This is a genomic window from Thiohalobacter thiocyanaticus, assembly GCF_002356355.1.
GTDB lineage: Bacteria > Pseudomonadota > Gammaproteobacteria > Thiohalobacterales > Thiohalobacteraceae > Thiohalobacter > Thiohalobacter thiocyanaticus_A.
In genome coordinates this window covers 819,765-840,905 of the sequence record NZ_AP018052.1, presented here as the reverse complement: position 1 = coordinate 840,905, position 21,141 = coordinate 819,765, and the positions used below count along the sequence as shown (strand labels likewise).

At 57.3% G+C, this 21,141-nt stretch carries 13 protein-coding genes; 8 read left to right on the top strand and 5 right to left on the bottom strand.

Going from position 1 to position 21,141, the window contains the following annotated elements; translation table 11 throughout:
- Positions 1–65: 65 nt before the first annotated feature.
- From accB to CFK21_RS15130, 4 genes are all read right to left on the bottom strand, one after another.
- Positions 66–533, bottom strand: coding sequence for an acetyl-CoA carboxylase biotin carboxyl carrier protein (gene accB, locus CFK21_RS03905; RefSeq protein WP_096364954.1), 468 nt, complete (start codon positions 531–533; stop codon positions 66–68).
- Between the two features lie 18 nt (positions 534–551).
- The gene (aroQ, locus tag CFK21_RS03900; protein WP_096364952.1) at positions 552–1,004 is read right to left on the bottom strand and encodes a type II 3-dehydroquinate dehydratase; all 453 of its coding nucleotides are present in this window, start codon (positions 1,002–1,004) and stop codon (positions 552–554) included.
- 122 nt (positions 1,005–1,126) lie between these two features.
- Positions 1,127–3,280 (bottom strand): choice-of-anchor D domain-containing protein, encoded by a 2,154-nt coding sequence (locus CFK21_RS03895; protein ID WP_157745337.1) that lies wholly within the window; start codon positions 3,278–3,280, stop codon positions 1,127–1,129.
- A 107-nt stretch (positions 3,281–3,387) separates the two neighbouring features.
- Entirely contained in the window at positions 3,388–3,648 is a 261-nt protein-coding gene (locus CFK21_RS15130; RefSeq protein ID WP_157745334.1) for a hypothetical protein, read from the bottom strand.
- 8 nt (positions 3,649–3,656) lie between these two features.
- Here CFK21_RS15130 and CFK21_RS03890 point away from each other — a divergent pair, with 8 nt between their 5' ends.
- Genes CFK21_RS03890 through CFK21_RS03870 form a run of 5 tightly spaced genes read left to right on the top strand, consistent with a single transcriptional unit; the run spans position 3,657 to position 14,207 of the window.
- Positions 3,657–5,453, top strand: coding sequence for a tetratricopeptide repeat-containing sulfotransferase family protein (locus CFK21_RS03890; protein WP_096364948.1), 1,797 nt, complete (start codon positions 3,657–3,659; stop codon positions 5,451–5,453).
- An 18-nt stretch (positions 5,454–5,471) separates the two neighbouring features.
- A complete protein-coding gene (locus tag CFK21_RS03885) occupies positions 5,472–7,718 on the top strand; it encodes a tetratricopeptide repeat protein (protein WP_096364946.1) in 2,247 nt (748 codons plus the stop codon).
- 6 nt (positions 7,719–7,724) lie between these two features.
- Positions 7,725–10,325, top strand: a complete 2,601-nt coding sequence (locus tag CFK21_RS03880; RefSeq protein WP_096364944.1) for a class I SAM-dependent methyltransferase — start codon at positions 7,725–7,727, stop codon at positions 10,323–10,325.
- A gap of 48 nt (positions 10,326–10,373) precedes the next feature.
- The gene (locus CFK21_RS03875) at positions 10,374–12,188 is read left to right on the top strand and encodes a tetratricopeptide repeat protein (protein WP_096364942.1); all 1,815 of its coding nucleotides are present in this window, start codon (positions 10,374–10,376) and stop codon (positions 12,186–12,188) included.
- A 51-nt stretch (positions 12,189–12,239) separates the two neighbouring features.
- Positions 12,240–14,207, top strand: coding sequence for a tetratricopeptide repeat-containing sulfotransferase family protein (locus tag CFK21_RS03870; RefSeq protein WP_096364940.1), 1,968 nt, complete (start codon positions 12,240–12,242; stop codon positions 14,205–14,207).
- A 429-nt stretch (positions 14,208–14,636) separates the two neighbouring features.
- On the opposite strand, the gene CFK21_RS15380 is transcribed toward CFK21_RS03870, so the two are convergent.
- The gene (locus tag CFK21_RS15380) at positions 14,637–15,509 is read right to left on the bottom strand and encodes a VPLPA-CTERM sorting domain-containing protein (RefSeq protein ID WP_197702991.1); all 873 of its coding nucleotides are present in this window, start codon (positions 15,507–15,509) and stop codon (positions 14,637–14,639) included.
- Between the two features lie 628 nt (positions 15,510–16,137).
- On the opposite strand from CFK21_RS15380, the gene CFK21_RS03860 reads away from it, so the two are divergent.
- The 3 genes from CFK21_RS03860 to CFK21_RS03850 all read left to right on the top strand — a co-directional run bounded on the left by CFK21_RS03860 (position 16,138) and on the right by CFK21_RS03850 (position 20,997).
- Complete coding sequence (locus CFK21_RS03860; protein WP_157745331.1) at positions 16,138–17,517, top strand: OmpP1/FadL family transporter; 1,380 nt, start codon at positions 16,138–16,140, stop codon at positions 17,515–17,517.
- A gap of 82 nt (positions 17,518–17,599) precedes the next feature.
- Entirely contained in the window at positions 17,600–20,317 is a 2,718-nt protein-coding gene (locus CFK21_RS03855; protein ID WP_096364934.1) for a hypothetical protein, read from the top strand.
- A 119-nt stretch (positions 20,318–20,436) separates the two neighbouring features.
- The gene (locus tag CFK21_RS03850; protein WP_096364932.1) at positions 20,437–20,997 is read left to right on the top strand and encodes a polysaccharide biosynthesis/export family protein; all 561 of its coding nucleotides are present in this window, start codon (positions 20,437–20,439) and stop codon (positions 20,995–20,997) included.
- The last annotated feature ends 144 nt before the right edge of the window (positions 20,998–21,141 follow it).

Below are 21,141 nucleotides of genomic sequence, written 5' to 3'. Positions count from 1 at the left end.
CTCCCTGAACACATTAATATTTTTCCGTGCTTTCCGTGTATTCCGTGGCGCTCTTGATCCTGAATTCACTCAATCACGAACAACGGCTCGCCGAACTCCACCGGCTGGCCGTTCTCGACCAGGATGGCCACCACGGTGCCGGCCTTGTCGGCCTCGATCTGATTGAGCATCTTCATCGCCTCGATGATGCACAGGGTATCACCGGCATTGACCCGCTGACCGACCTCGACGAAGGGCGTGGCGCCCGGCGAGGGCGCGCGGTAGAAGGTGCCCACCATGGGCGAGGTGACCTGGTGCCCGGCCGGGATGGCCGGCGCGGCCTCCGCGGCCGGCTCAGCCGCCGGCGCGCCCGCAGCAGGCATCGGCGCGGCCGGGGCTGCGGCCGGCATGGGCGCGGCAGCCTGCACCACAGTCTGGACGCTGGAACTGTTGCGGCTGATGCGCACCGACTCCTCGCCCTCGTGGATCTCGATCTCCGCGATGCCGGACTCCTCCAGCAGCTCGATCAGTTTCTTAACCTTGCGGATATCCATATTCTTTACCGTAATCAGTTAGTTACGTGACAAATAGTCATGCGCGGCGCGCAGCGCCAGTTCGTAGCCGATCGGCCCCAGGCCGCTGATCACCCCGACCGCGATGTCGGAGAAATAGGAATGCGCCCGGAATTCCTCCCGGGCATGCACATTGGAGAGATGCAGTTCTATAAAAGGTATATTCACCGCCAGCAGGGCGTCGCGCAGCGCCACGCTGGTGTGAGTGAAGGCGGCGGGATTGATGATGATGAAATCGGCCTGCCCCCGCGCGGCCTGCACCCGCCCGACCAGCTCGTGCTCGGCATTGCTCTGGAAAATGTCGACATCGGTGCCCAACTCGCCGGCCAGGGCCGTTATCCCCGCCGAAATATCATCCAGGCTGCGAACCCCGTAGTGGCCAGGTTCGCGGCTGCCCAGCAGGTTGAGGTTGGGACCATTTATGACGAGAACTTGCGGCAATTTTGCGCCCATCTGCGGAGAACCGACCGGTTCGACGGAAAGTGACGCCTATTATGCCGGGGATGGCGGAAATGTCCAGTCTGCTGCTTTTTACCCGGTTACTCGATCTTATTGCCGCACCCGCAGGATGCGTCTCAGGCCTGGATCAATCTGGATAGCCGTCGGTATGCACCCAGCAGGGTCACAAACCCCATCAGAAGGAACCAGCCCCCTGCGTCTCCCGGTCCACGGCTGCTTGAGCCAAGAACACAGCCACCGCCACCACCTGCAGCGGAGCCGGAGCCTTCGGAGCCGGTAGCTGCCGGGGAAAAACCCGGCGCGCCGGGATCGACAATGACCCCGTTCGCCTGCAGGTCCGAGTCGCCTCTTTTGCCATCTCGCAAGTACAGCATAACAAGATTCCCCTCGATAACCGCGCCGGTTCCGGTTTGCCCATCCCAGAGAAATTCATACCAATGCGGAACAGCATTATCAGGCGTGGCGCCATACATATAATAGGTGCTGGGCTCCACTCCTTCGGGCAGGGTCAGCGACACTGCCGTAGCTCCTCCCGGCAAGGGCAACTGCAGATTGAATTCATATACCCCATAATCGAAAGAGAGATCAGCGGGCGCCTCCTCAGGCGAAGGCACATCGATTATGGACACCCCTGTAAGGGACGTGCCTTCCGGAGAACGCAGCACAACATTACCGGAACCAGACGCAAGCGTTACTTCATTCCAACTCTCACGCCCCACTCCGACCAGAGCAACTTCGGCATCCGGCGTATCAGGATCATTGGAGTTGATGACCAAAAGCGCATTACGAATACCCTCTTCCTGGGGATCAAATTCAATACCAATACTGCACTGCTGCTGCGAGACGAGAATCGAGCAGTTATTTGACACCGTGCGAAATGCGGGGGAATCCTCCCCGCCGATCGTGACACTGTTTATTACCAGGTCAGCCCCACCGCCATTGATCAGGGTCAAAGACCGGCTACCGACAGAGGTAAGCAGGACGTCACCAAAATCCAGGTTGCGACTCGAAACTCCGAGATTCGGCCCGGAGCCACTACCGGTAATCTGCAGACTTACCCCGGACTGCTCGGAAAAATCAGTCTCTATTTCGAGTTGAACGGTCTTGCTGCCGTCGGATTGAGGCATAAATATAACATCCACCTCACAGGTGGCCCCGGACGCAAGCACATTACAGTCCGCCCCGTAATCAAGCATGAAATCCTGCTGGTCAGCGCCTGTAAGCTGGATGGAATACAGGGTCAGGGACTGGCCACCGACATTTTCTATAATGACCGATTTCGTTACTGAAGCGCCCGTTCCAACAGACCCCATCTGCAATTGGTCAGACGGCGAAAGGCTGGCCGGATGAGATCCTGCGCCACGCACCTGCACATATGGTGTCTCACTATCATCGGATGGAACATCAAAGCTGTCGCCGAATTCTCCCAGAGACGTCGGCGAAAACCTCACCAATACCACGCAAACTTCACCTGCAGCCAGAACCTGGTTTGAGCAGTTGTCAGCGCCGGAAACGATTTCAAAAGGCGACCCCAACGGATCCGTGCCCGCAAGATTGCCAAGAGACAGTGGAGACCCACCCTGATTCAGAATCCGCACCTCAACTTCCGCGGTCTGCCCCACACCGACAACGCCAAAATCCATCAGCGACGACAAGACGGCCACACGTGGAAGAACGACCCGGTTCACGAAAACGTAACTCTCGTCGGCAAGCGGTCCGTCAGCATAATCGCGCACCGGCAGAGCACTGAAAACACCGCCCGCATTGACTCGAGGCAAGGCGGCAATAGAGTCGACTACCTGCATGCCATCCCCAAGCACGCGACCGAAAACGGTGAACCCGCCGTTCTGGGTATCAAGGTTCCCCGAATTATCCCCCAGATTGAAAAACCATTCGCTTGTCGCACTGTCTGGATCGCCGGGAAGCTTTGCCATGGCGATGGTGCCACGCAGATTGGACAAGGAAAATTCGTTCACCACAGGATCATTCTCGGGAATATGCTCCACCTGCCCGCTGTTGAGCATATAACCACCGCCCTGGATGACAAAGCCAGGCTCGCTGCGATGAATGATACTGTTGTCGTATAAACCCCCAGTGGAATAATCAATGAAGTTGGCCACCGTATTCGGTGCCACATCATCGTACAGTTCAATATCGATGTTCCCCATAACCGTTTCCATGCGCACCATCGTGGTGGCAGAAACAGGTCCCAGCAGACCCCATACTGCCAACACCGCTGAACATTTTGATAATCCGGTTATGAGTTTCATCGTTATCTCCCGCAAGACCCAGGAAACCCGATAAGCAAGTTTCAGGCCTCAGCTGCAACATATTGTTCATTAAAGGTTTTGTTCTCATGCCTAGTAGACTGATGCATTTAAATGCCAATTTTTTCGACAACAATCGAGGGGGCAGACTGATATCTTACTGATTTATTGTTAATATTTTTATCGACTATCGCGCCGGTATTGTATATTTTTCCGACATTATTATTCATGCGGGTTAAGATTCCGGACAGATTGAGCCATGATAATTCCGGGTAGCCATGACATAATTCCTCCATAACTACATGCGCCCGGGAAGGGCCGCCAGAAGATAAAATAATGGGGCCATCCCGGTCCTCAGCCGCTGCCTGCATAAGGCGGAATGCAATTACCGACCAGCGCCCACTATAAACCAGACCAGATTATGCAGCAGGAAATCATAAATCTGAAAAATCATGCTGTTACGGCTTACAACAGGGGCCAGCTCACGCAAGCGAAGGCCGCCTTCGAGACGCTTTTACGTCAGACTCCTGGTGATCCGGACATCTGGAACATGCTGGGTGTTATATATGGACGCATGGGAGATACGGCAAAAGCTGAACAATATCTGCGTCGGACCATCGCACAGTTTCCGAAGTTCGGGCCTGCGAGGGGGAACCTGGGGCTGCTGCTTTCACAAATGGGGAAACTGGATGAAGCGGAAGAGTGCTTCCGTAAGGCAATCACTGTCGACCCCAAGGATTTTAACGCGCATAGCAATCTGGGAACCGTACTTCGCGAGCAGGGTAAAATCAGCGAGGCCAAAACTTCATTCCAGTCCGCTATAAGACTGAACCCCCGCTTTGCTCAGGCCCACAACAATCTGGGCACCCTGCTGCATGAACAGTGCAGAACCGAAGAGGCGATCAGTAGTTTCCGCAAGGCACTCAAGCACGAACCACGCTATGCCCAGGCACACTTCAACCTCGGCGTTTCATTGCAAAGCGATGGCGCGCACGAACAGGCGTTCTATCACTACCAGAAAGCACTGCAAATTGCCCCGGGAATGCTGGAAGCAGTGGCTGCGATCGCCCAACTTCGCGAAAAGGAAGGCCACTACGACGAGGCTGTGAAGCAACTCAAACCCTATATCGAAGCGGGCAGGGTAACCCCTGCCATTGCCATTGCCTTCGGAATCCTGTCGCGACGCACTAACATGCAGTCCGACGGGATCCGGTTGCTCGAGCAACTGCTTGCCACGCACGCCATCCCTCCGCTTCAACGACAGGAGATAGAGTTTCTGCTGGGCGACCTTTATAACGATCAAGAAGAATATGATACCGCATTTCAACATTACCACTCCGGCAACAAAACCCGACCACAACAGTTCGATTCAACAGCGAACCAGCGCTATATCGATGCAATTGTCGAATATTTCGACCGACCTTTCAGCGAACCAGCCATAGAGGCTGGCAAACCCACACCCATTTTCATTGTCGGCATGCCGCGTTCGGGCACAACCCTGATAGAACAGATTCTCGCCAGCCATCCCGATGTGTATGGCGCAGGCGAGTTATCCTGGATCGGAGATCTGACCCGAGACCTGGAATCAACAACGGGTCACAAGTACCCATATCTCATGGCCCAGATAAGCCAACAAAAACTCCATGAGTTCGGCCAGAAATACCACCGCAAGCTCAAACAACTAGAACCTTCAGCGGCATTCATCTGTGACAAAATGCCTCATAATTTCCTTTTCGTCGGGCTGATACGCGCAGCCATTCCGGCTGCCAGAATCGTACACGTCATGCGTAATCCACTGGATGTGTGTCTGTCGATTTATTTCCACAACTTCAACACCAACCACCCATATTCCACCGATCTTTTCAGCCTGGGCCAGTATTACCGCCAATACGAGCAACTGATGCAGCACTGGCGTAAGCTTTATGGTGAAAACCTGCACGAAATCCAGTACGAGAACCTGATCACTGATCAGGAAACAGTCAGCCGCCGCCTGCTCGATTACTGCGGTCTGCGATGGAACGAGAATTGCCTTGAATTTCACACCAGTCGACGCATCGTCAACACACCAAGTTACGATCAGGTACGTCAGCCTGTGTACAAGTCCTCCCTCGATCGCTGGAAAAACTATGACAAACACCTGGCGCCATTAAAAGCGGGCCTGGGAATCGTGCAATAGGGCGGAGTTACCTAAGTCATGAATCAGCAACAACTGATGCTGCTCTTACAACAAAACCGGATTACCGAAGCGCACAAGGTGTGCGAGCAGCTATGCCAGACTCAACCCAGCAATGCGCGACTATTGTTCCTCATGAGTGCGATTTGTGGTCAGCTGGGCGATTTTGCCGGCAGCGAGTCCTATTGCCAGCGCGTTATAAAATTGCATCCGCGGACAGCACCCGCCTGGTACAACCTCGGCGTTGCGCAACTGAGGCAGAACAAATACAGCCAGGCACAGACAAGCCTGAAAAAGGCGATCAGCCTGCAGCCTGAATTCGCAGAAGCTCTGTGCGAACTTGGCAACGTATTGCAGCAACAGGGTGATAATGAGGCAGCGATCAGAAGATACATGCAAGCACTGAAACTTAAGCCCGATTTTTCCCAGGCACATCACAACCTCGCACTGGCACAACTAGCCGTAGGAGAAAAAGAACAGGCGCAACAGAGCCTCGAATCAGCCATCAGGCATCAGCCAGGACTTGCCGCGTCCAGACATCAGCTCAGCCTGTTGTTTGTTGAACAGGGCAACCTAGATGCCGCGCTAACGCAGGCGGAATCCGCTGTTTCGCTTCAACCCGACAACCAGGAATATCTAAGCTCTATCGCTCTCCTGCACAGGGACACAGGTAACCTCGAACAGTCCGAGGCCTATTATCGACGCGCCTTGTCGCTAGCCCCAGAGAATTCAAGATTGGTTTCCAACTTCGCGCTTACATTGATCGAGACTGGAAACCATGATGAAGCAATCGAACGCCTGAATGATGCCATCAGGCAAGACCCACAGGTGGCGGAACTGCATTACAACCTGGGGCTTGCCTACAGCCGCATAAACCGCCTGTCCGACGCCATTCACAGCTACATGAACGCGATCGAGCTGGACAAGAACCTGCACCAGGCCTGGACCAATCTGGGCACATTGCATATGCTGTCAGGAAAGCCGCAGGAAGCAATCGACTGTTTTGATATGGCCCTACGGCTGGCCCCCGACTACGCCGAAGCTGCCAGCAACCGCCTCATGGCAATGAATTATTGCCCGGAGTTCGACGATACACATATTGCACGCCAGCATTTCGAATGGGGCGCCCGGAAGGAAAACCTGCATCTCGCAGCAACACCAATCCCTGCAGAACGACCACCATCAAAAATCCGCATCGGATTTGTCTCACCCGATTTCCGCGAACATTCCGTTGCGTATTTCTTCCTGAGCTTGACCGGGCTGGCCAGGCGCCCCGACGTGGAAATCATCTGCTATTCAAATACAAAAAATCCAGATCGCATGACCCAAAGGATACGTTCACAAGCGAATCTTTGGCGCGATATCACAAAACTCAGCGATCAGGCTACCGCGGATCGTATATACCAAGACCGCCCTGACGTGCTGATCGACCTGGCCGGCCATACCAGCGGCAACAGGCTGGGGCTGTTCACCTTGCGACCCTGTCCGGTTCAGATCACATATCTCGGCTATCCCAACACCAGCGGCTTAGCAGAGATGGACTACCGACTCACAGACAGTATCGCAGACCCAAACGGCCAGCAGGAGTTATATACAGAAAAATTACTACGTATGCCCCGTTGCTTCCTCTGCTTTACGCCACCCGAAGATGCGCCGGAACCCACATTGCCGGGCAGTTGCAACGATACAATCACGTTTGGCTGCTTCAACAACCTGGCCAAGATCACGCCCCGGATGATCGTTCTATGGAGCCGCATTCTTCAGGCAGTACCCGAATCCCGCATCGTCCTCAAAGCCAGGCCACTTGGCGATCCCAATGTTGCCGGATATTTCAGGCGGCTTTTCATGGAACAGGGGATTGCAGCAGAACGGCTGGAACTTCTGGGTTGGGTGCCCACAAATGACCACTATGCCGCCTACAACACTATCGACATCGCCCTGGATACTTTCCCTTACCATGGCACAACAACAACCTGCGAGGCGCTATGGATGGGCCGACCCGTTATCACTCGCACGGGCACACGACACGCCTCTCGTGTCGGCGCCTCACTGCTGCATGCCATGGATATGGGGGAATTCGTCGCAGGAGACGACCAGCAATACCTGAACATCGCCATCGGCCTTGCTCATAAATTGCAGAGCGGCGAGCACCCCTATAGAAATATCCGCCAGCGGATGGCCACCTCACCCCTTTGCGATCAATCGGATTTTCAGCAAGCCTTTCTTGATCAAATAACCAACTGCATAGTCAGCGTCTCCACAGGGTAACCCGGAATGCAACAGCAGATACAGTCTTTCCTCCAGGCCGGCCGTATCAATGAGGCACTCCAACTTGCAGAGCAGCACTGCAACACCTACCCCGATCAGGCAGATTCATGGCTGCTTAAAGCATCGATTCAAGCCTTCACGGGTAATATCGCAGAGGTCGCAGCCGCTTGCTCTCAGGCACTGAAAGTCCAACCCGGGCATACCCAAGCACGCTATAATCTCGCTGTCGCCCTACACGCCCTGGGACGCACGGCCGAGGCGATTGAACAATATCAGGTATTGCTCAAAACCACACCGAACCACCCACAGGCCCTGGCCAACCTGGGACTTCTTCATCGTAACGTCGGCGACCTCGAATCCGCGGAAGCCTGTTCGCGTAAGGCTCTCTCTCTCCAGCCAGAATTTGCCTCAGCTCACAACACCCTGGGGCTGATCCATGAGGACAGAGGCGAATTGGAGCCGGCTTTGGCAGCTTATCTCTACGCCACACAGTGTGATTCAGGGCTGCAGCATGCACGTGTGAACGCCGCCCGCTGCTATTGGCTACAGGGCGACTCCGCGTCAGCTTTGGACATACTGGAGAAACTGGTTGAGACGGCACCCGACTTTGCCGACAACTATCTTCTACTGGCGCGCATACATGCCAATGCGGACCAACCGGAGGAAGCAGTCGCCAGTCTGCGGGCCGCAATCAGGACCTGCCGCCCTGACCACAGACTGCACCATGCTCTCGCCGGATTGCATCAGCAAGCTGGCAACCTACAGGAAGCGATACGGGAATATGGCGCTGCCCTAAAGATCAATCCTACCGCCTATCGTAGCCATAACAACCTGGGCACCCTCCTGCACACCAATGGCCAAACCCGGGAGGGACTACGTCACCTCAAAGAGGCGGCCAGACAGCGCCCCGATCTCGCATCGATACAGGCCAACCTCTCGCTCCTACATGCCGCAATCGGCAACCAACAGGAAGCTCTCATCCACAGTCTGCGAGCCCTACAACTGGACCCCGGTAACCGAACTCATGGACAGCAATTCGCTCGAATTGCCGGCTCCACCGGGCAATTCCACAACAACGCCGAGTTCAGGAAAACTCTGGCCGCTTGTTTCCAGGATGAAGGGATCGATCAGCAGTATCTCATTGGCCCTGTTATGTCTCTGCTTCGCTCGCATCCTGAGTTAGCCAAACGGCTGACCCGCCGTGACTGGACCGATGATCTGCAGGCCTTCGACTGCCTCTGGCACACTCCTGAACGTCCATTGCTGGAAGCAATCCTGTGCCAGACCGTGATTCCCGACAGTGAAATCGAAGACTGTCTCCGGCAGTACCGCAGTACTGCACTGTTTCAACTCACAGAGTCGACCGGCTGCCCCGCGAGTCTCCCAGACATCGATACCTTGGCCCGGCTGACCGCGCTGGCCCACCAATGTCATAACAATGAATTCGTTTACGCATGCAGCCCGGACGAACGCGATCGCACACAGACGCTCCGTGAGTTTTGCTGCCGAAAACTATTACCATCCTCGCAGGCTTACATCACCGGAACACTACTGCTTGCCTGTTATGGCCAACTTCCGTTCGACTGGCCCATACCCAATACACCCATGCGTATCGAAACATCAATCGCGGAACGACTGCGATCACTCTGGGAAAAACATATTTACCATCCACAGCTTGAGGAACATATAAAACATGCACTCCCTGCGCTGACACAGATACAGGAAAGCTCTTCAGACAGCGTCCGCGCCCAGTACGAGAAGTCACCCTATCCACGGTGGCTCAGCCTGGATCTGTATTCCCCCCGTTCCTATAAAGATTTATTGCGCGAAGAACTCCCGCATTTCGTTCCGCCTGATTTCGGCACTGAATCAATAGACATCCTGATCGCGGGCTGCGGTACCGGAAAGCATGCCCTGCTTTCAGCCAGCCGGTTAAAGCACGGCAGCATCACCGCCATCGACCTCAGCCGGAGCAGCCTGGCCTATGCCCAACGCCGCGCGCATGAGTTGGGTTTCGATGAGATAAAATTTTTCCAAGGCGACATCCTCGAACTCGACGAGCTTGAACAACGCTTCCACATCATCGAATCCGTCGGCGTTCTTCACCATCTTGCTGACCCGGCCCGCGGCCTACTCTCCTTGCGCCGTTTACTGCAGCCAAACGGAATAATGAACCTGGGATTTTACAGCCGCACCGCCAGACAAGCTGTCCAGGCCGCCCGCAGGAGGTTCGAGGCCGGACAACGCCTGGACGACCTCGACGCGATCCGGGCCGTCCGCCAGGAAATCCGCACCCTGCCCCCGGATGACGAGTTACAGGCGCTCACCCGAATGCAGGATTTCTACAGTCTGAGCGAATGCCGTGATCTGATCTTCCATGCCCAGGAGCATGTCTATACCTTGCCGGAAATCCAAGCCCTGCTTGACCGCGCCGAACTCGACTTCGTCGGCTTCGAAATCCAGGATATGCAACTTAAACACCGCTATCTTCAGGCCTTCCCGGACGACCCGGACCTGACCAATCTGACACATTGGGACCAGTTCGAGCAGCGACATCCCGACACCTTTATCGGTATGTATACTTTCTGGTGTCAGGCGCGGGATTGATGCAAAATATAGATCTAGCGCATCATCCTTAAGCAATGAAATAAATATATGAAATCGAGCACTTATAAAAAAACCAGGCAACAGCACAAGGCCCGGCTACTATTGCAGCAGGGGCAGCTTCAGGAAGCTCTGAATGCCGCCCAACAGGCCTGCCGCAAGTATCCAAATGATCCCGACGCCTGGTTGACCCAAGCTGCGGTGCATGCACAACGCTTCGACTACGGGAATATCATCGACTGCTGCCAGCGGGTACTCAAATTAAAACCTCGCCATGCGGTCGCGGCCTTCAACCTGGGACTGGCTTCTCAATCACTTGGCCGCCTGGAAGCGGCCCGGGATGCCTATCAACGGGCACTGGAGGTCGACCCCGGCTATGCTGCCGCCAGAATCAATCTCGCCGCAGTCTTCTGCTCACTGGGACAACCCGATTCCGGCCTTGAGGCTGCCAAAGCCGCGCTTGAGGCTGCCCCGGACCAGGCCGCCGCACACCTTGCGCTGGCCCGGGCTTATCTGCTGGCTGACTCACCCCAGCAGGCAATTGACTGCCTACAATCCGCGCAGGATCGATTCGGCAACACTCACGAAATTAATTGCCAGATCGCAATCTGCCACAAAGGCCTAGGCCATACGGACAAGGCACGCGAATTATTGCAGGAAATCACTCGCACACATCCCGGCTTTGCGCAGGGCTGGGCGGAACTGGGTCATATAGAGCGCCAGGCGGAGCACTACGCAGATGCCGCAACATATTATGAACGCGCTGTCCGCCTGCAGCCGAACTTCGAACTGCGCTTCAATCTCGCCTATTGCCTTTATGCCGCAGAACGTTTCGGACCTGCGCACAAGCTATATGAGCAGTTACTTGAACAGGATGCGGACAACCCCCTGCTCCACAACAATCTCGGGCGACTTTACGAGCGCCTCGGCCAGATCGAGCCCGCTGAACAGCATTTTCGTCGCGCCGTGGAGTTGCAACCACGGCTCGCCACCGCCCACTGTAATCTGGGCCGGGTTCTGCTTGCCAAGAAGGATTTGGCAGAGGCTCGCCGCAGCTATCAGCAGGCCATAGAAAACGACGCCGAATACTATGAGGGCCACTATGGCCTCGGTCAGACACTGTGTGAACTCGCCGAACCCCAGGCTGCTATACAAGCTTTCCGCGACGCCTTGAAGTGCAAGCCGGACCTTAGTGAAGCGACTTATTATATAGCATCGCTGGAAGGCAGGATCGGAGCCGATGACGATCACTGCGACTATGTCGCCGGGCTGTTTGATCAGTATGCCGAGAAATTCGACCAGGAACTGGTCGACCGGCTGCAATACAAAACACCGGAATATCTGCATGAAGCTCTGCAGGAGCAACTACTACAATCACCTGCCAAGCTCAACATCCTAGATCTCGGTTGCGGTACCGGGCTGTGTGCGCCGCTGTTCAAGCCGGCAGCCAAACGACTGGTCGGCATGGACCTCTCCAGCAAGATGATCGATAAAGCCCGTGAACGCGGGCTTTACGATGAACTTGCCGTCGCCGATCTTCTCCAATACCTGGAGGAATGCGACAAACATTACGATCTGATTCTCGCCGCCGACGTATTCGTCTACCTAGGCAACCTGGAACCGGTTTTTGTTGCAGCCAGACAAGCGCTTCAGCAGACGGGGATTTTCGCCTTCTCCACCGAGACCTGCCCTGGCGATGGTTATCGCATCCAAGGCAGTGGGCGGCATGCACACAGCAAGAACTACATCATAAATCTTGCCGCCAGTACTGGGTTTGAGCTACTAGAAATGACCGACCGAGAACTGCGACTGGAATATGGTAAGCCGGTCGCCGGGACTGTCTACATTTTAAAAAAAATCATCTGATTTACACCAAACCTGAAATACCAGCCCTGTAGATGAGTTGCATCACACACAATGAAGCTCCCCCAAATCAAGCAAAAGGCACAACAGCTTATTCAGATGGGGCAGCCGGACCGGGCAAAGTCGTTGCTCGAAGCTCACGCCGAACCCGGCTGCACCGATAGCGACATCTGGTTCCTGCTGGGACTGGCGCGTGGCCAGACCGCCGACCCCACCGGAGCGGAACATGCCTTCCGCCGCTGCACCAAAATCCGGCCCGATCTGTTCGGAGCGTGGGACAACCTAGGCATCAGCCTGCTACAGCAAGGCCGGCTTGATGAGGCTGAGACCTGTTTCGCCACCTCAATCCGGCTCAATGCCAGCAACCCCATCCCGCACCTCAGCCTGGGCCAACTGCACCGCGCGCGTCAAACCATGACCGCGAGCGAGGCCGCCTTGCGCGAGGCTCTGATGCTGGATCCGCGCAATGCCGCCGTCCGGCTTGAACTGGCCATCACCCTGCGGCTGCAGGGCCAAGCCGATGCAGCACTGGCTGAGGTCCGCGCTGCGTTGAAACGCAACCCCGGTCTGGCACCTGCCTGGCACCTGCAGGGTGAATTGCTGCATGCCAAGGCTGATTTTCAGGGCGCGCTCGAGGCCTTCCAGGGAGCCCTTCGCCTACAGCCCCTGGCGGAAACCTGGTGCAGTCTGGGCAGGATGATGGAGGAGCTCAACCGCCGGGACGCCGCGCGAGACAGCTACCAGCAGGCCTTGAAATTGCAGCCCGGCAACCTGCATGCGAGGGTCCGCCTCGGTGTAGTCCTGAGCGGCAAAGGTGAATTCGATTCCGCCCGCGCCCATCTGGAGACCACACTCAAGGCCGAGCCGGCACATCCAGTCGCCACGGCGGAATTAGCCAATATCCTGGCCCTGCAGGGCGATTACACGGAAGCGGGGCAGCGTCTGCAGCCGTTGTTGAGCGGCGGAGACACGTCGGTGGACGTCGCCCGGGTTTATGCCGAGATCAGCCCCCGGCTCGGCCAGCCCGAAGCCGCACTGGAACTGCTGGAACAGCGGCTGGAACGGACAGAGGAGACTGCACCCGGACTCGACGGCCTGTTCTTCGCTGCTGGTCGCCTCTACGAGCGGGCGGGACGCTACGAGGCCGCGTTCCATCATTACCAGCGCGCCCAGACCTTAAGGTCCCTACCCGACGACATCGACCGGCATCTGCAGGAGATGGATACCATACGCGCCTTTTTCAGCGCAGAGCGACTGGCAGCACTGCCCGACAGCGGCTGTGACTCACAGCGCCCGATCTTCATCGTCGGCATGCCCCGCTCCGGCACCAGTCTGGTGGAGCAGATACTTGCCTCCCATCCCGGAGTCCATGGCGGCGGAGAACTGACCGATCTGTGGCAGATCGTCCAGCAACTCCCGGGCAACACCGGGAACAAGCCCTACCCCGCCTGCCTGGAAGAACTTACGGCGCAGGACCTGCATGGTCTGGCTCGGCGCTATCTGGATGGCCTGGAACGACTCTCAGCCGAAGCCGCGCGTGTTACCGACAAGCTGCCGCATAACTTTCTGCACCTGGGGCTGGTCCGGCTGCTGCTCCCGCAGGCCAGGGTCATCCACTGTGTGCGGGATGCGCGTGATACCTGCCTGTCGATCTACTCCCACCGCTTCAACACCGGGCACCTGTATGCCCGCAATCTGCATAGCCTGGGCCGCTATTATCGCGCTTATGAGCGCCTGATGGCACACTGGGAACAGGTACTGGATTTGCCGCTACTCACGCTGACCTATGAGTCCCTGGTCGAGGATACCGAGGCCCAGAGCCGCCGACTGGTTGAGTTCTGCGGTCTGGACTGGACCTCCGCCTGCCTGCGTTTCTATGAGCAGCAACGCACCGTCAACACCCCCAGCCACGCCCAAGTGCGCCAGCCAGTCTACACCAGCGCAGTACAGCGCTGGCGGCGATTCGAGCCCTGGATCGGGGCACTGAATGAAGGATTGGGCACGGTTCACAACCAAGACTGAATGGCCTGCGGCGAGACTGGGTCAGCCTGGATGTGCTCACATCGAAATATGCATCCAAAACTGACACTGAAACGCCCAGGCTGGAATTGCCGCTGACATTGCCCCGGCAACGGCTAGGACAACAGCGTTGGACGGCCTAGCCCCGATCGACGACAGCCTCCAGCATAGGCGCACCAGCATTAAAGAATTCGTATAGAAGCGGGACAACAGAACCAGCCATGCCAGCTGTGCCCAGACACAGGCTGTCACTGACAGGGATGTGACGCAGCGAACAGTCAGATAGGGGGCAAGACGGCGCATAGCCGAAGCACGCAGCCTTGACGCGCAAAAAAACGGGCGCCTGCGCGCCCGTTGATAAGATCAGCTTTATTGTTTTGAATTCCTTAGCACGGAGGTGGGCTGCTGATCCCCACCTCCGGCAGGCCTACATCAGGCCTTACGACGGCGCGCTACGCCGACCAGGCCCAGCAGGCCGGAGCCGAACAGCCAGACTGCGGCCGGGACCGGAATGGCCGACGGCGTCACCTGGATGTTGGTCATAGCGGTGATATCGAAGTTGGCGTTGAAGCCTTGGAAAGGGCCATCGGCCATCGGATTGCCGCCGATACCAACACCGTCGCCCTGGGCGAACTCGTTCAGGTTAGCGTCAGTATCCTCAACCAGCGGCAAGGCACCGGAAGGACTTACTCCCTCGCAATCGCCCAGACTACAGCCAGGGGCAAAGCTGGTATTCCACTCAGTGGTTGCGATCGGTACCGGGCCGACACCCAGATAACCATAAGTACCATTAGTGTACGTGCCGTCGGAGGCCGGAGTCGCACCGAAGCCCGCGACCTCAGCCTGGGTCAGGTCGCCGTCTCCGATCAAACCAGCCTGCATGCCGCCGAAGAAGCCAGCCGCGTCCAGTACGATGGAAACCGGGATACCGGTGTTGCCGTTCCAGTTGAACAGCATGTTCCCCAGCACCAGCGAGCCCTCACCGCCCATGCCATCACCGATGGCCTGGAACTCAATGCCCACGGCTTCGGCCGGAAGGGAACCGTTGAAAAAATCGAAGGGCACCAGCGTCGCACTGCCAGTGCCGGTATCGGTGTCGAACTGGATGGTACCGTTGACCGGGGTCTGGAATCGGTTGGTACCCTTGGGCAGGCTACCATTATCGAGTGCAGCACCAGTGGAATCCAGCATGGTGAACAGGCCATCCCAATCGGCAGTGATGATGTCGGCCATGGCAGCCTGAGGGGCTGCGACACCCACTGCAGCAGCAATCGCCGCGCCTACCAAATTCTTTTTCATAGTCATTTTGTGGATCTCCTCCAAACATGGATTTGAGTTTTGCTTCTCAAACACCGGCTGTGACATAAGCTCGGTGCCAGTGAAAAAGCAATCTCCACGCCAACTATTATTTTTGTAATAAAAACATAATATTGAAAACACCCTGCTCTGTACCCTCTCATTCAGAACAGGCACTTTGTCAAGCTTGCCGACAACAGCCCAGGCCGCAAACTTCCCCCATTTCTTTACTTATGTTGCTGATCGCCTGACTAAAAAGTCGAACTCGATCGGTTGTGCTCGTGGGTCGTAATTTTGTAAGCGATACCGACAACTTTTCGCCCGGAGGCCATCAGCGCATGCGCTTGAGCAGAGGCGACCGCCATCTGCCGGAAAAAGCATCATGGCAGGGGGTAAGCGGACATGTTTCCGTTCGACAGCGCCTAACTGAACAGCCGTAATTCATGGCGTCAGTCTGTCTTGACTTTCAATTTATCCCGAACCATCATCGCTCGACTTCCCTGTTGATTTGCGTCCCGGTTCTGCCCGGGTTGCGGCCGCGCTGGCGGCACAGACCGGGAACAGAATGCCCAGCGAATATAAGATACTGAAAACTCAATAACATAACAGACAATGGAGGAGTCCCATGAGAGCGCGGATGACACGCTTGCTCCCGCTGTGCGCTGCCCTCAGTGCAGTCATACCCAGCGCGGCTGTAGCCACCAATGGTTATTTCCTGATCGGCTTCGGCGCAAAATCCCGCGCCATGGGTGGTGTCGGTGTGGCCTATGCCCAGGACGCCCTCGCTGCTGCCGCCAACCCCGCCGCCATGATGGATATCGATATGAACACCCTGCGGGTGGATGTGGGCGGCGAGTTCTTCAACCCACCCCGGTCGATCTATCACAGCAGCGACACCCTGGGAACAACCAACGGCGTTACCAGCGAGAAGAGCGGCAGCAACATCTTTCTCATTCCCAACATGGGGGGCGCATTCCGCTTCAACCGCGACATGGTGATCGGAATGGCCGCCATCGGGGCAGGTCTCGGCACCCGGTACAACCAGGAAGTCCCGGGCAACCCCAGCTGCGTCAACGGCGATACCAGCGGCGGCACCGACAGCTACTTCTTCAATTTCAACTGCAACGCCGACAGCACGACCGTGGGCGTCATGCTGATGCAGATGCAGATGCTGCCCAGCGTCGCCTACCGCGTGCACCGGGACCATACCCTTGGCGCCTCGGTGGCGCTTGCCGTCCAGACCTTCCGTGCCTACGGCCTGGGCGCGTTCGAGGATCTGGGCTTCGCCGCCGCCACCGACAGGGTCAGCGGCGAGGGCAACGACTGGTCCTATGGCGCCGGCTTCCGTCTGGGCGGCCTGCACAAGTTCTTCGATGACAAGCTCACCTTCGGCTGGAACTATGCCTCGCGCGTCTACATGACGGAATTCAAGAAATACGAGAACCTGTTTGCCGAGCAGGGCGATTTCGACATCCCTGCGCATTACACAGTCGGGATTGCCTACCAGCCCACCAAGAAACTGACGATTGCCGCTGATGTTCAGTACATCGATTACAGCAGCATCCGCTCGGTCAGCAACCCCGGACCCATCGACCCGGTGGACCTCAATCCCCTGTGCCCCGGTGACGACAGCCTCGATCCGTCGCGCTGCAACCTCGGCGGGAATGACGGTATGGGGTTCGGCTGGGAAGACCAGACCGTCTACAAGCTGGGCGTCAACTATGACTACAACAAGACCTGGAGCTTCCGCGCCGGCGTGAACTACGGTGAATCCCCCATCCAGGAGGATCAGGTCCTGTTCAACATGCTGGCACCCGCAACGGTCGAATGGCATCTCACCTTCGGCGCCAGCTACCGCCCAAGCCCCAACATCGAATGGTCGTTCAACTATATGCACGCCTTCGAGAACACCATCAAGGGCACCACCGCCTTCACCAACCGGGCACCGGGTGAGGACAACGCCGCCATCTCGATGTATCAGAATTCCCTGGGAGTCAGTTTTGCCTTCAAGATGTAGGCATAAAACCGCATATCCCGACGTTAAGACAATGAACATGCCACAAACAATTCACGATGGCATGCAGGAGGAGTAAATCCCGATGAACACTCTGACCCAATCAGCCAAACGCAGCATTACGGCAACCGCCATTGCAGCAGCGCTGGGTACGGCCATGGCACCGCAGACCGTGTCAGCCACCACCTATACCTTCAACTGGACCGGCTATTTCACCATGCTGGATTCGGACGGCGCCGCCCTCGAGAACACCAGCCTCCCCTCCAAGGGCGTGAATCGCTTCCAGACGCCCGTGTCCGGCACTCTTACCATCGACGACACCGATAACACCGGCAGCATGACCATTGACTCGTTCGACTTCTTCAATGGTTCCCTGCCGGCCGTCGCTTCCGGGGTGACTTTTACCGACACTGACGGACAGGCCGGGCCAGGCACCCTGCTGCTCGGCAATATGCTGTTCGACTGGAACGGCAATGATGGCATTCCGGTCTCCATCGTCTGGGACGCCAGCGGCCTGCTGACCTATCTGGGCGGCACCCCGACCGTTGGGGACGTCCTCACCGGCAGCGGCGCCACCCCCGATTCCGATGGTACCTATACCGGCGCCACCTACGGTTACCTCAGCCTTGGCGCCACACCGGTTGCCACCACCGCCTGGAACACCTCGCTTGCGGCCGGGTGCGCCATAGGCGCAGACGGCGACTTCACCAGCAACACGGGCGGCGGCTGCATGGGCATAAACCCCAGCGGCGCCCTGCCCCTGGTGACCGATACCGCCGCCAACAACAACGATTTCAGTGCAAATACCGGCGCCACCCCAGGCACCCACGACGATAACGGCGATACCTTCTTCACCTACTATGGTATCGGCGGTAATCCCATGGCGGACGGCCCGTTCCAGAACTTCAACGCCAACTTCGACCTCACCAGCCTGGAACTGGTGAGCGACGGCAGCGGGCCGACGTTCACTGTTCCGGCCGATCCCGATACCACGGTCGCGGAAACCGCCACACCGACCACCGTCACTGTTGACATCGGCACCGTGACGGACGAGTCCGGCGGTACCGTTGAGTTCTATAACCCCAACACCGGCAGTTGGGAAGCTGACAGCGGCGGCGTCAACAATGTCGACTTCGATCTCACCGAGACGGTCAACAGCTTTACGGTCGACTGGCGCGCCTGGCTCACCGACCCGGCTGTTGACGGCACGCTGGGCAGCCAGACGGTGACCATCACCATTACTGACACGACCGCCCCGACCTTCTCGAGCGTCCCTTCGGACATTACGGTATCCGTCAGCAGCACCGCAGAGACCGTGACCTTCGAAGGCCCGGGCAGTACTGCCGGCAGCATCGTGGCTGACGACGCCACCGATCCCGATCCGGTCGTTGAATGGTCCCTGGACAATCTGAACTGGACCGCGGACACTGCCGCTGCCGACGAAAGCTCCAGCGACTTTGCCGCCGGCGCGAACACAGTCTACTGGCGCGTTACGGATGCAACCGGCAATTCCTTCACCTACGAACAGACTGTTACGCTCGATCTTCCGACCGGCATCATCGGCCAGCCCTGTGAGGTGGACGCGACCTTCCTGACTGCGGACCTCGTCCGGCAGCTGGAGGGCACCTTCATCATGCGTGACTCCACTAACAGCCTGGTCGGCACCGTGGACGAAGAGGTGACAGGCCATATCAACGGCTCGGTCACATGCGCCGACACTTCCTGCACCGATTCCGGCGCAGAACTGGAGTCCGGCAAGCCCTTCTTCGGCAGTCTATGGAGCACCAGCGGCATCAGGCTGTTCGACCAGCCCGGCACCTACACCTTCGAGACCTGCCTCAATGATGGCTCAACCAGCTGCACTGCACCGCAGCCTCTGAGCATGACGGTAGGCCCGAACCAGCTCGGCGCCCACATGCTGTTCGACTGGTCGGTCAACAAGAGCATCGATGTGGTCGTGGTCTGGGATTTCGGCTGCGCCGGCGCGGAACTGGTCAGCACCGACCCGGACGGGGACGGCATCATCGGCACCAAGATGGTAGATGGCCCCTTCAAGGGCATGAATGCCGCGTTCGACCTGAGCACCATTGACGGCGAGCAGCCGATCACCACGGGCGGCTTCACCACCACGATCCCCGCCGTCAACAACCCCGTCGACAACACCTCGCCCTTGCCAGTGAACCCGGGAACGGTCGGCACCGCTCTGGGCGGAATCACCATCACGGAAAGCGAGCTGATGGATACATTCGGCGCATCCACTGACGACAGCGTGGAGCGATCCTGCATCGGCGGGTGCTTCGACTTCGAGGTCACCGGGCGCGCTACCGGCGAAACCATCTACGTTGTGCTGCCGCTGAGCGAGCCTATTCCCTGGTATTCGCTGTACCGCAAATACGATCCCGACACCGACTCCTGGAGCACCTTTGTCGAGGATGGGACAGACAGCGTTACAACGGCCGCTCTCAACGCCGACGGCAGCTGCCCAGAGCCCGGCTCCGGTGATTACAGCAGCGAGTCATCAAGTATCATGGCCAACATGCTCCGCGCTGACGATCAATGCGTGCAGCTGACCATCACTGATGGCGGCCCCAATGACGATGACGACAGGGACGGCGTGATCGCCGATCCGGGCGGTGTGGGCGTGACAAGCGGGCCCAGTTCCCCCGAGGCCAAAACCACTGATGGCGGCCTTGGCGGTGGCGGCTGCTCACTGGCAACGACCAGCCAGCGTCCGCTTGACTGGGCCCTGGTTGGATTGCTGCTTGGCTCCCTCGGACTGGTCCGCCGCAGGCGTCGTTCCTGAGGAGCTGCACGACACGCAGTCACTAACGCGGCCTTCGGGCCGCGTTTTTTTCCGGCTTGCAAAAAACAACGGGAATGTGAAGAATTAGGCATATACCCCAACGTCAGGATCCAACCTCGATGCGAACATTCCAAATCTTAATCGCGCTGCTTCTGTTATCCACCAGTCTTCATGCATCGGCCAGCGAGTTGCCGGAACAGGCTTACCAGATCCAACCCGGCGACATCCTGAATATCTCCGTCTGGAAAGAAGAAGGACTTCAGCGCGAGCTTGTCGTCCGCCCCGACGGCATGATCAGCTTCCCTCTGGTCGGGGAAATCAAGGCCGCAAACACGCCGGTTAATACGCTGCGCGAGACAATCGAATCACGGCTCGAGAAATACATACCGGATCCGGTGGTGAGCGTGGACATCAGCCAACTCCAGGGCAACATCGTATATGTGATCGGCAAGGTGAATCGCCCCGGGGTATTCCCGGCAACTCGAAACGTGGATGTGGTACAGGCATTATCCATGGCCGGCGGCATGGGAACCTACGCGGCCGCAAACAAGATACGCATCCTCAGACGCGAAGCCGGCGAGCTGCGCTCAATACCCTTTGAATATGGCGACATCGAAAAGGGACAAAACCTGGAGCAGAACATCATCCTCCAACCCGGCGACGTTGTCGTCGTACCCTGATGGAAGCAACTCATCGACACAGATGATATCCGCCTTGGGTGCGGACACTTAACACTATAATTATTAAATAAGCCTGAACATCTTTAATAACAATTATCAGCAGGCAACGTCCTGCAATCGCAAGCCGAACCCTGTTCCACCACC

What these genes read in the sequence shown, in the direction of transcription:
- CFK21_RS15380 (WP_197702991.1), bottom strand. Translation starts at nt 15,509, where the DNA reads ATGACTATGAAAAAGAATTTGGTAGGCGCGGCGATTGCTGCTGCAGTG.
- CFK21_RS03885 (WP_096364946.1), top strand. Translation starts at nt 5,472, where the DNA reads ATGAATCAGCAACAACTGATGCTGCTCTTACAACAAAACCGGATTACC.
- CFK21_RS03875 (WP_096364942.1), top strand. Translation starts at nt 10,374, where the DNA reads ATGAAATCGAGCACTTATAAAAAAACCAGGCAACAGCACAAGGCCCGG.
- CFK21_RS03860 (WP_157745331.1), top strand. Translation starts at nt 16,138, where the DNA reads ATGACACGCTTGCTCCCGCTGTGCGCTGCCCTCAGTGCAGTCATACCC.
- CFK21_RS03850 (WP_096364932.1), top strand. Translation starts at nt 20,437, where the DNA reads ATGCGAACATTCCAAATCTTAATCGCGCTGCTTCTGTTATCCACCAGT.
- CFK21_RS15130 (WP_157745334.1), bottom strand. Translation starts at nt 3,648, where the DNA reads ATGCAGGCAGCGGCTGAGGACCGGGATGGCCCCATTATTTTATCTTCT.
- CFK21_RS03855 (WP_096364934.1), top strand. Translation starts at nt 17,600, where the DNA reads ATGAACACTCTGACCCAATCAGCCAAACGCAGCATTACGGCAACCGCC.
- accB (WP_096364954.1), bottom strand. Translation starts at nt 533, where the DNA reads ATGGATATCCGCAAGGTTAAGAAACTGATCGAGCTGCTGGAGGAGTCC.
- CFK21_RS03880 (WP_096364944.1), top strand. Translation starts at nt 7,725, where the DNA reads ATGCAACAGCAGATACAGTCTTTCCTCCAGGCCGGCCGTATCAATGAG.
- CFK21_RS03890 (WP_096364948.1), top strand. Translation starts at nt 3,657, where the DNA reads ATGCAATTACCGACCAGCGCCCACTATAAACCAGACCAGATTATGCAG.
- CFK21_RS03895 (WP_157745337.1), bottom strand. Translation starts at nt 3,280, where the DNA reads ATGAAACTCATAACCGGATTATCAAAATGTTCAGCGGTGTTGGCAGTA.
- aroQ (WP_096364952.1), bottom strand. Translation starts at nt 1,004, where the DNA reads ATGGGCGCAAAATTGCCGCAAGTTCTCGTCATAAATGGTCCCAACCTC.
- CFK21_RS03870 (WP_096364940.1), top strand. Translation starts at nt 12,240, where the DNA reads ATGAAGCTCCCCCAAATCAAGCAAAAGGCACAACAGCTTATTCAGATG.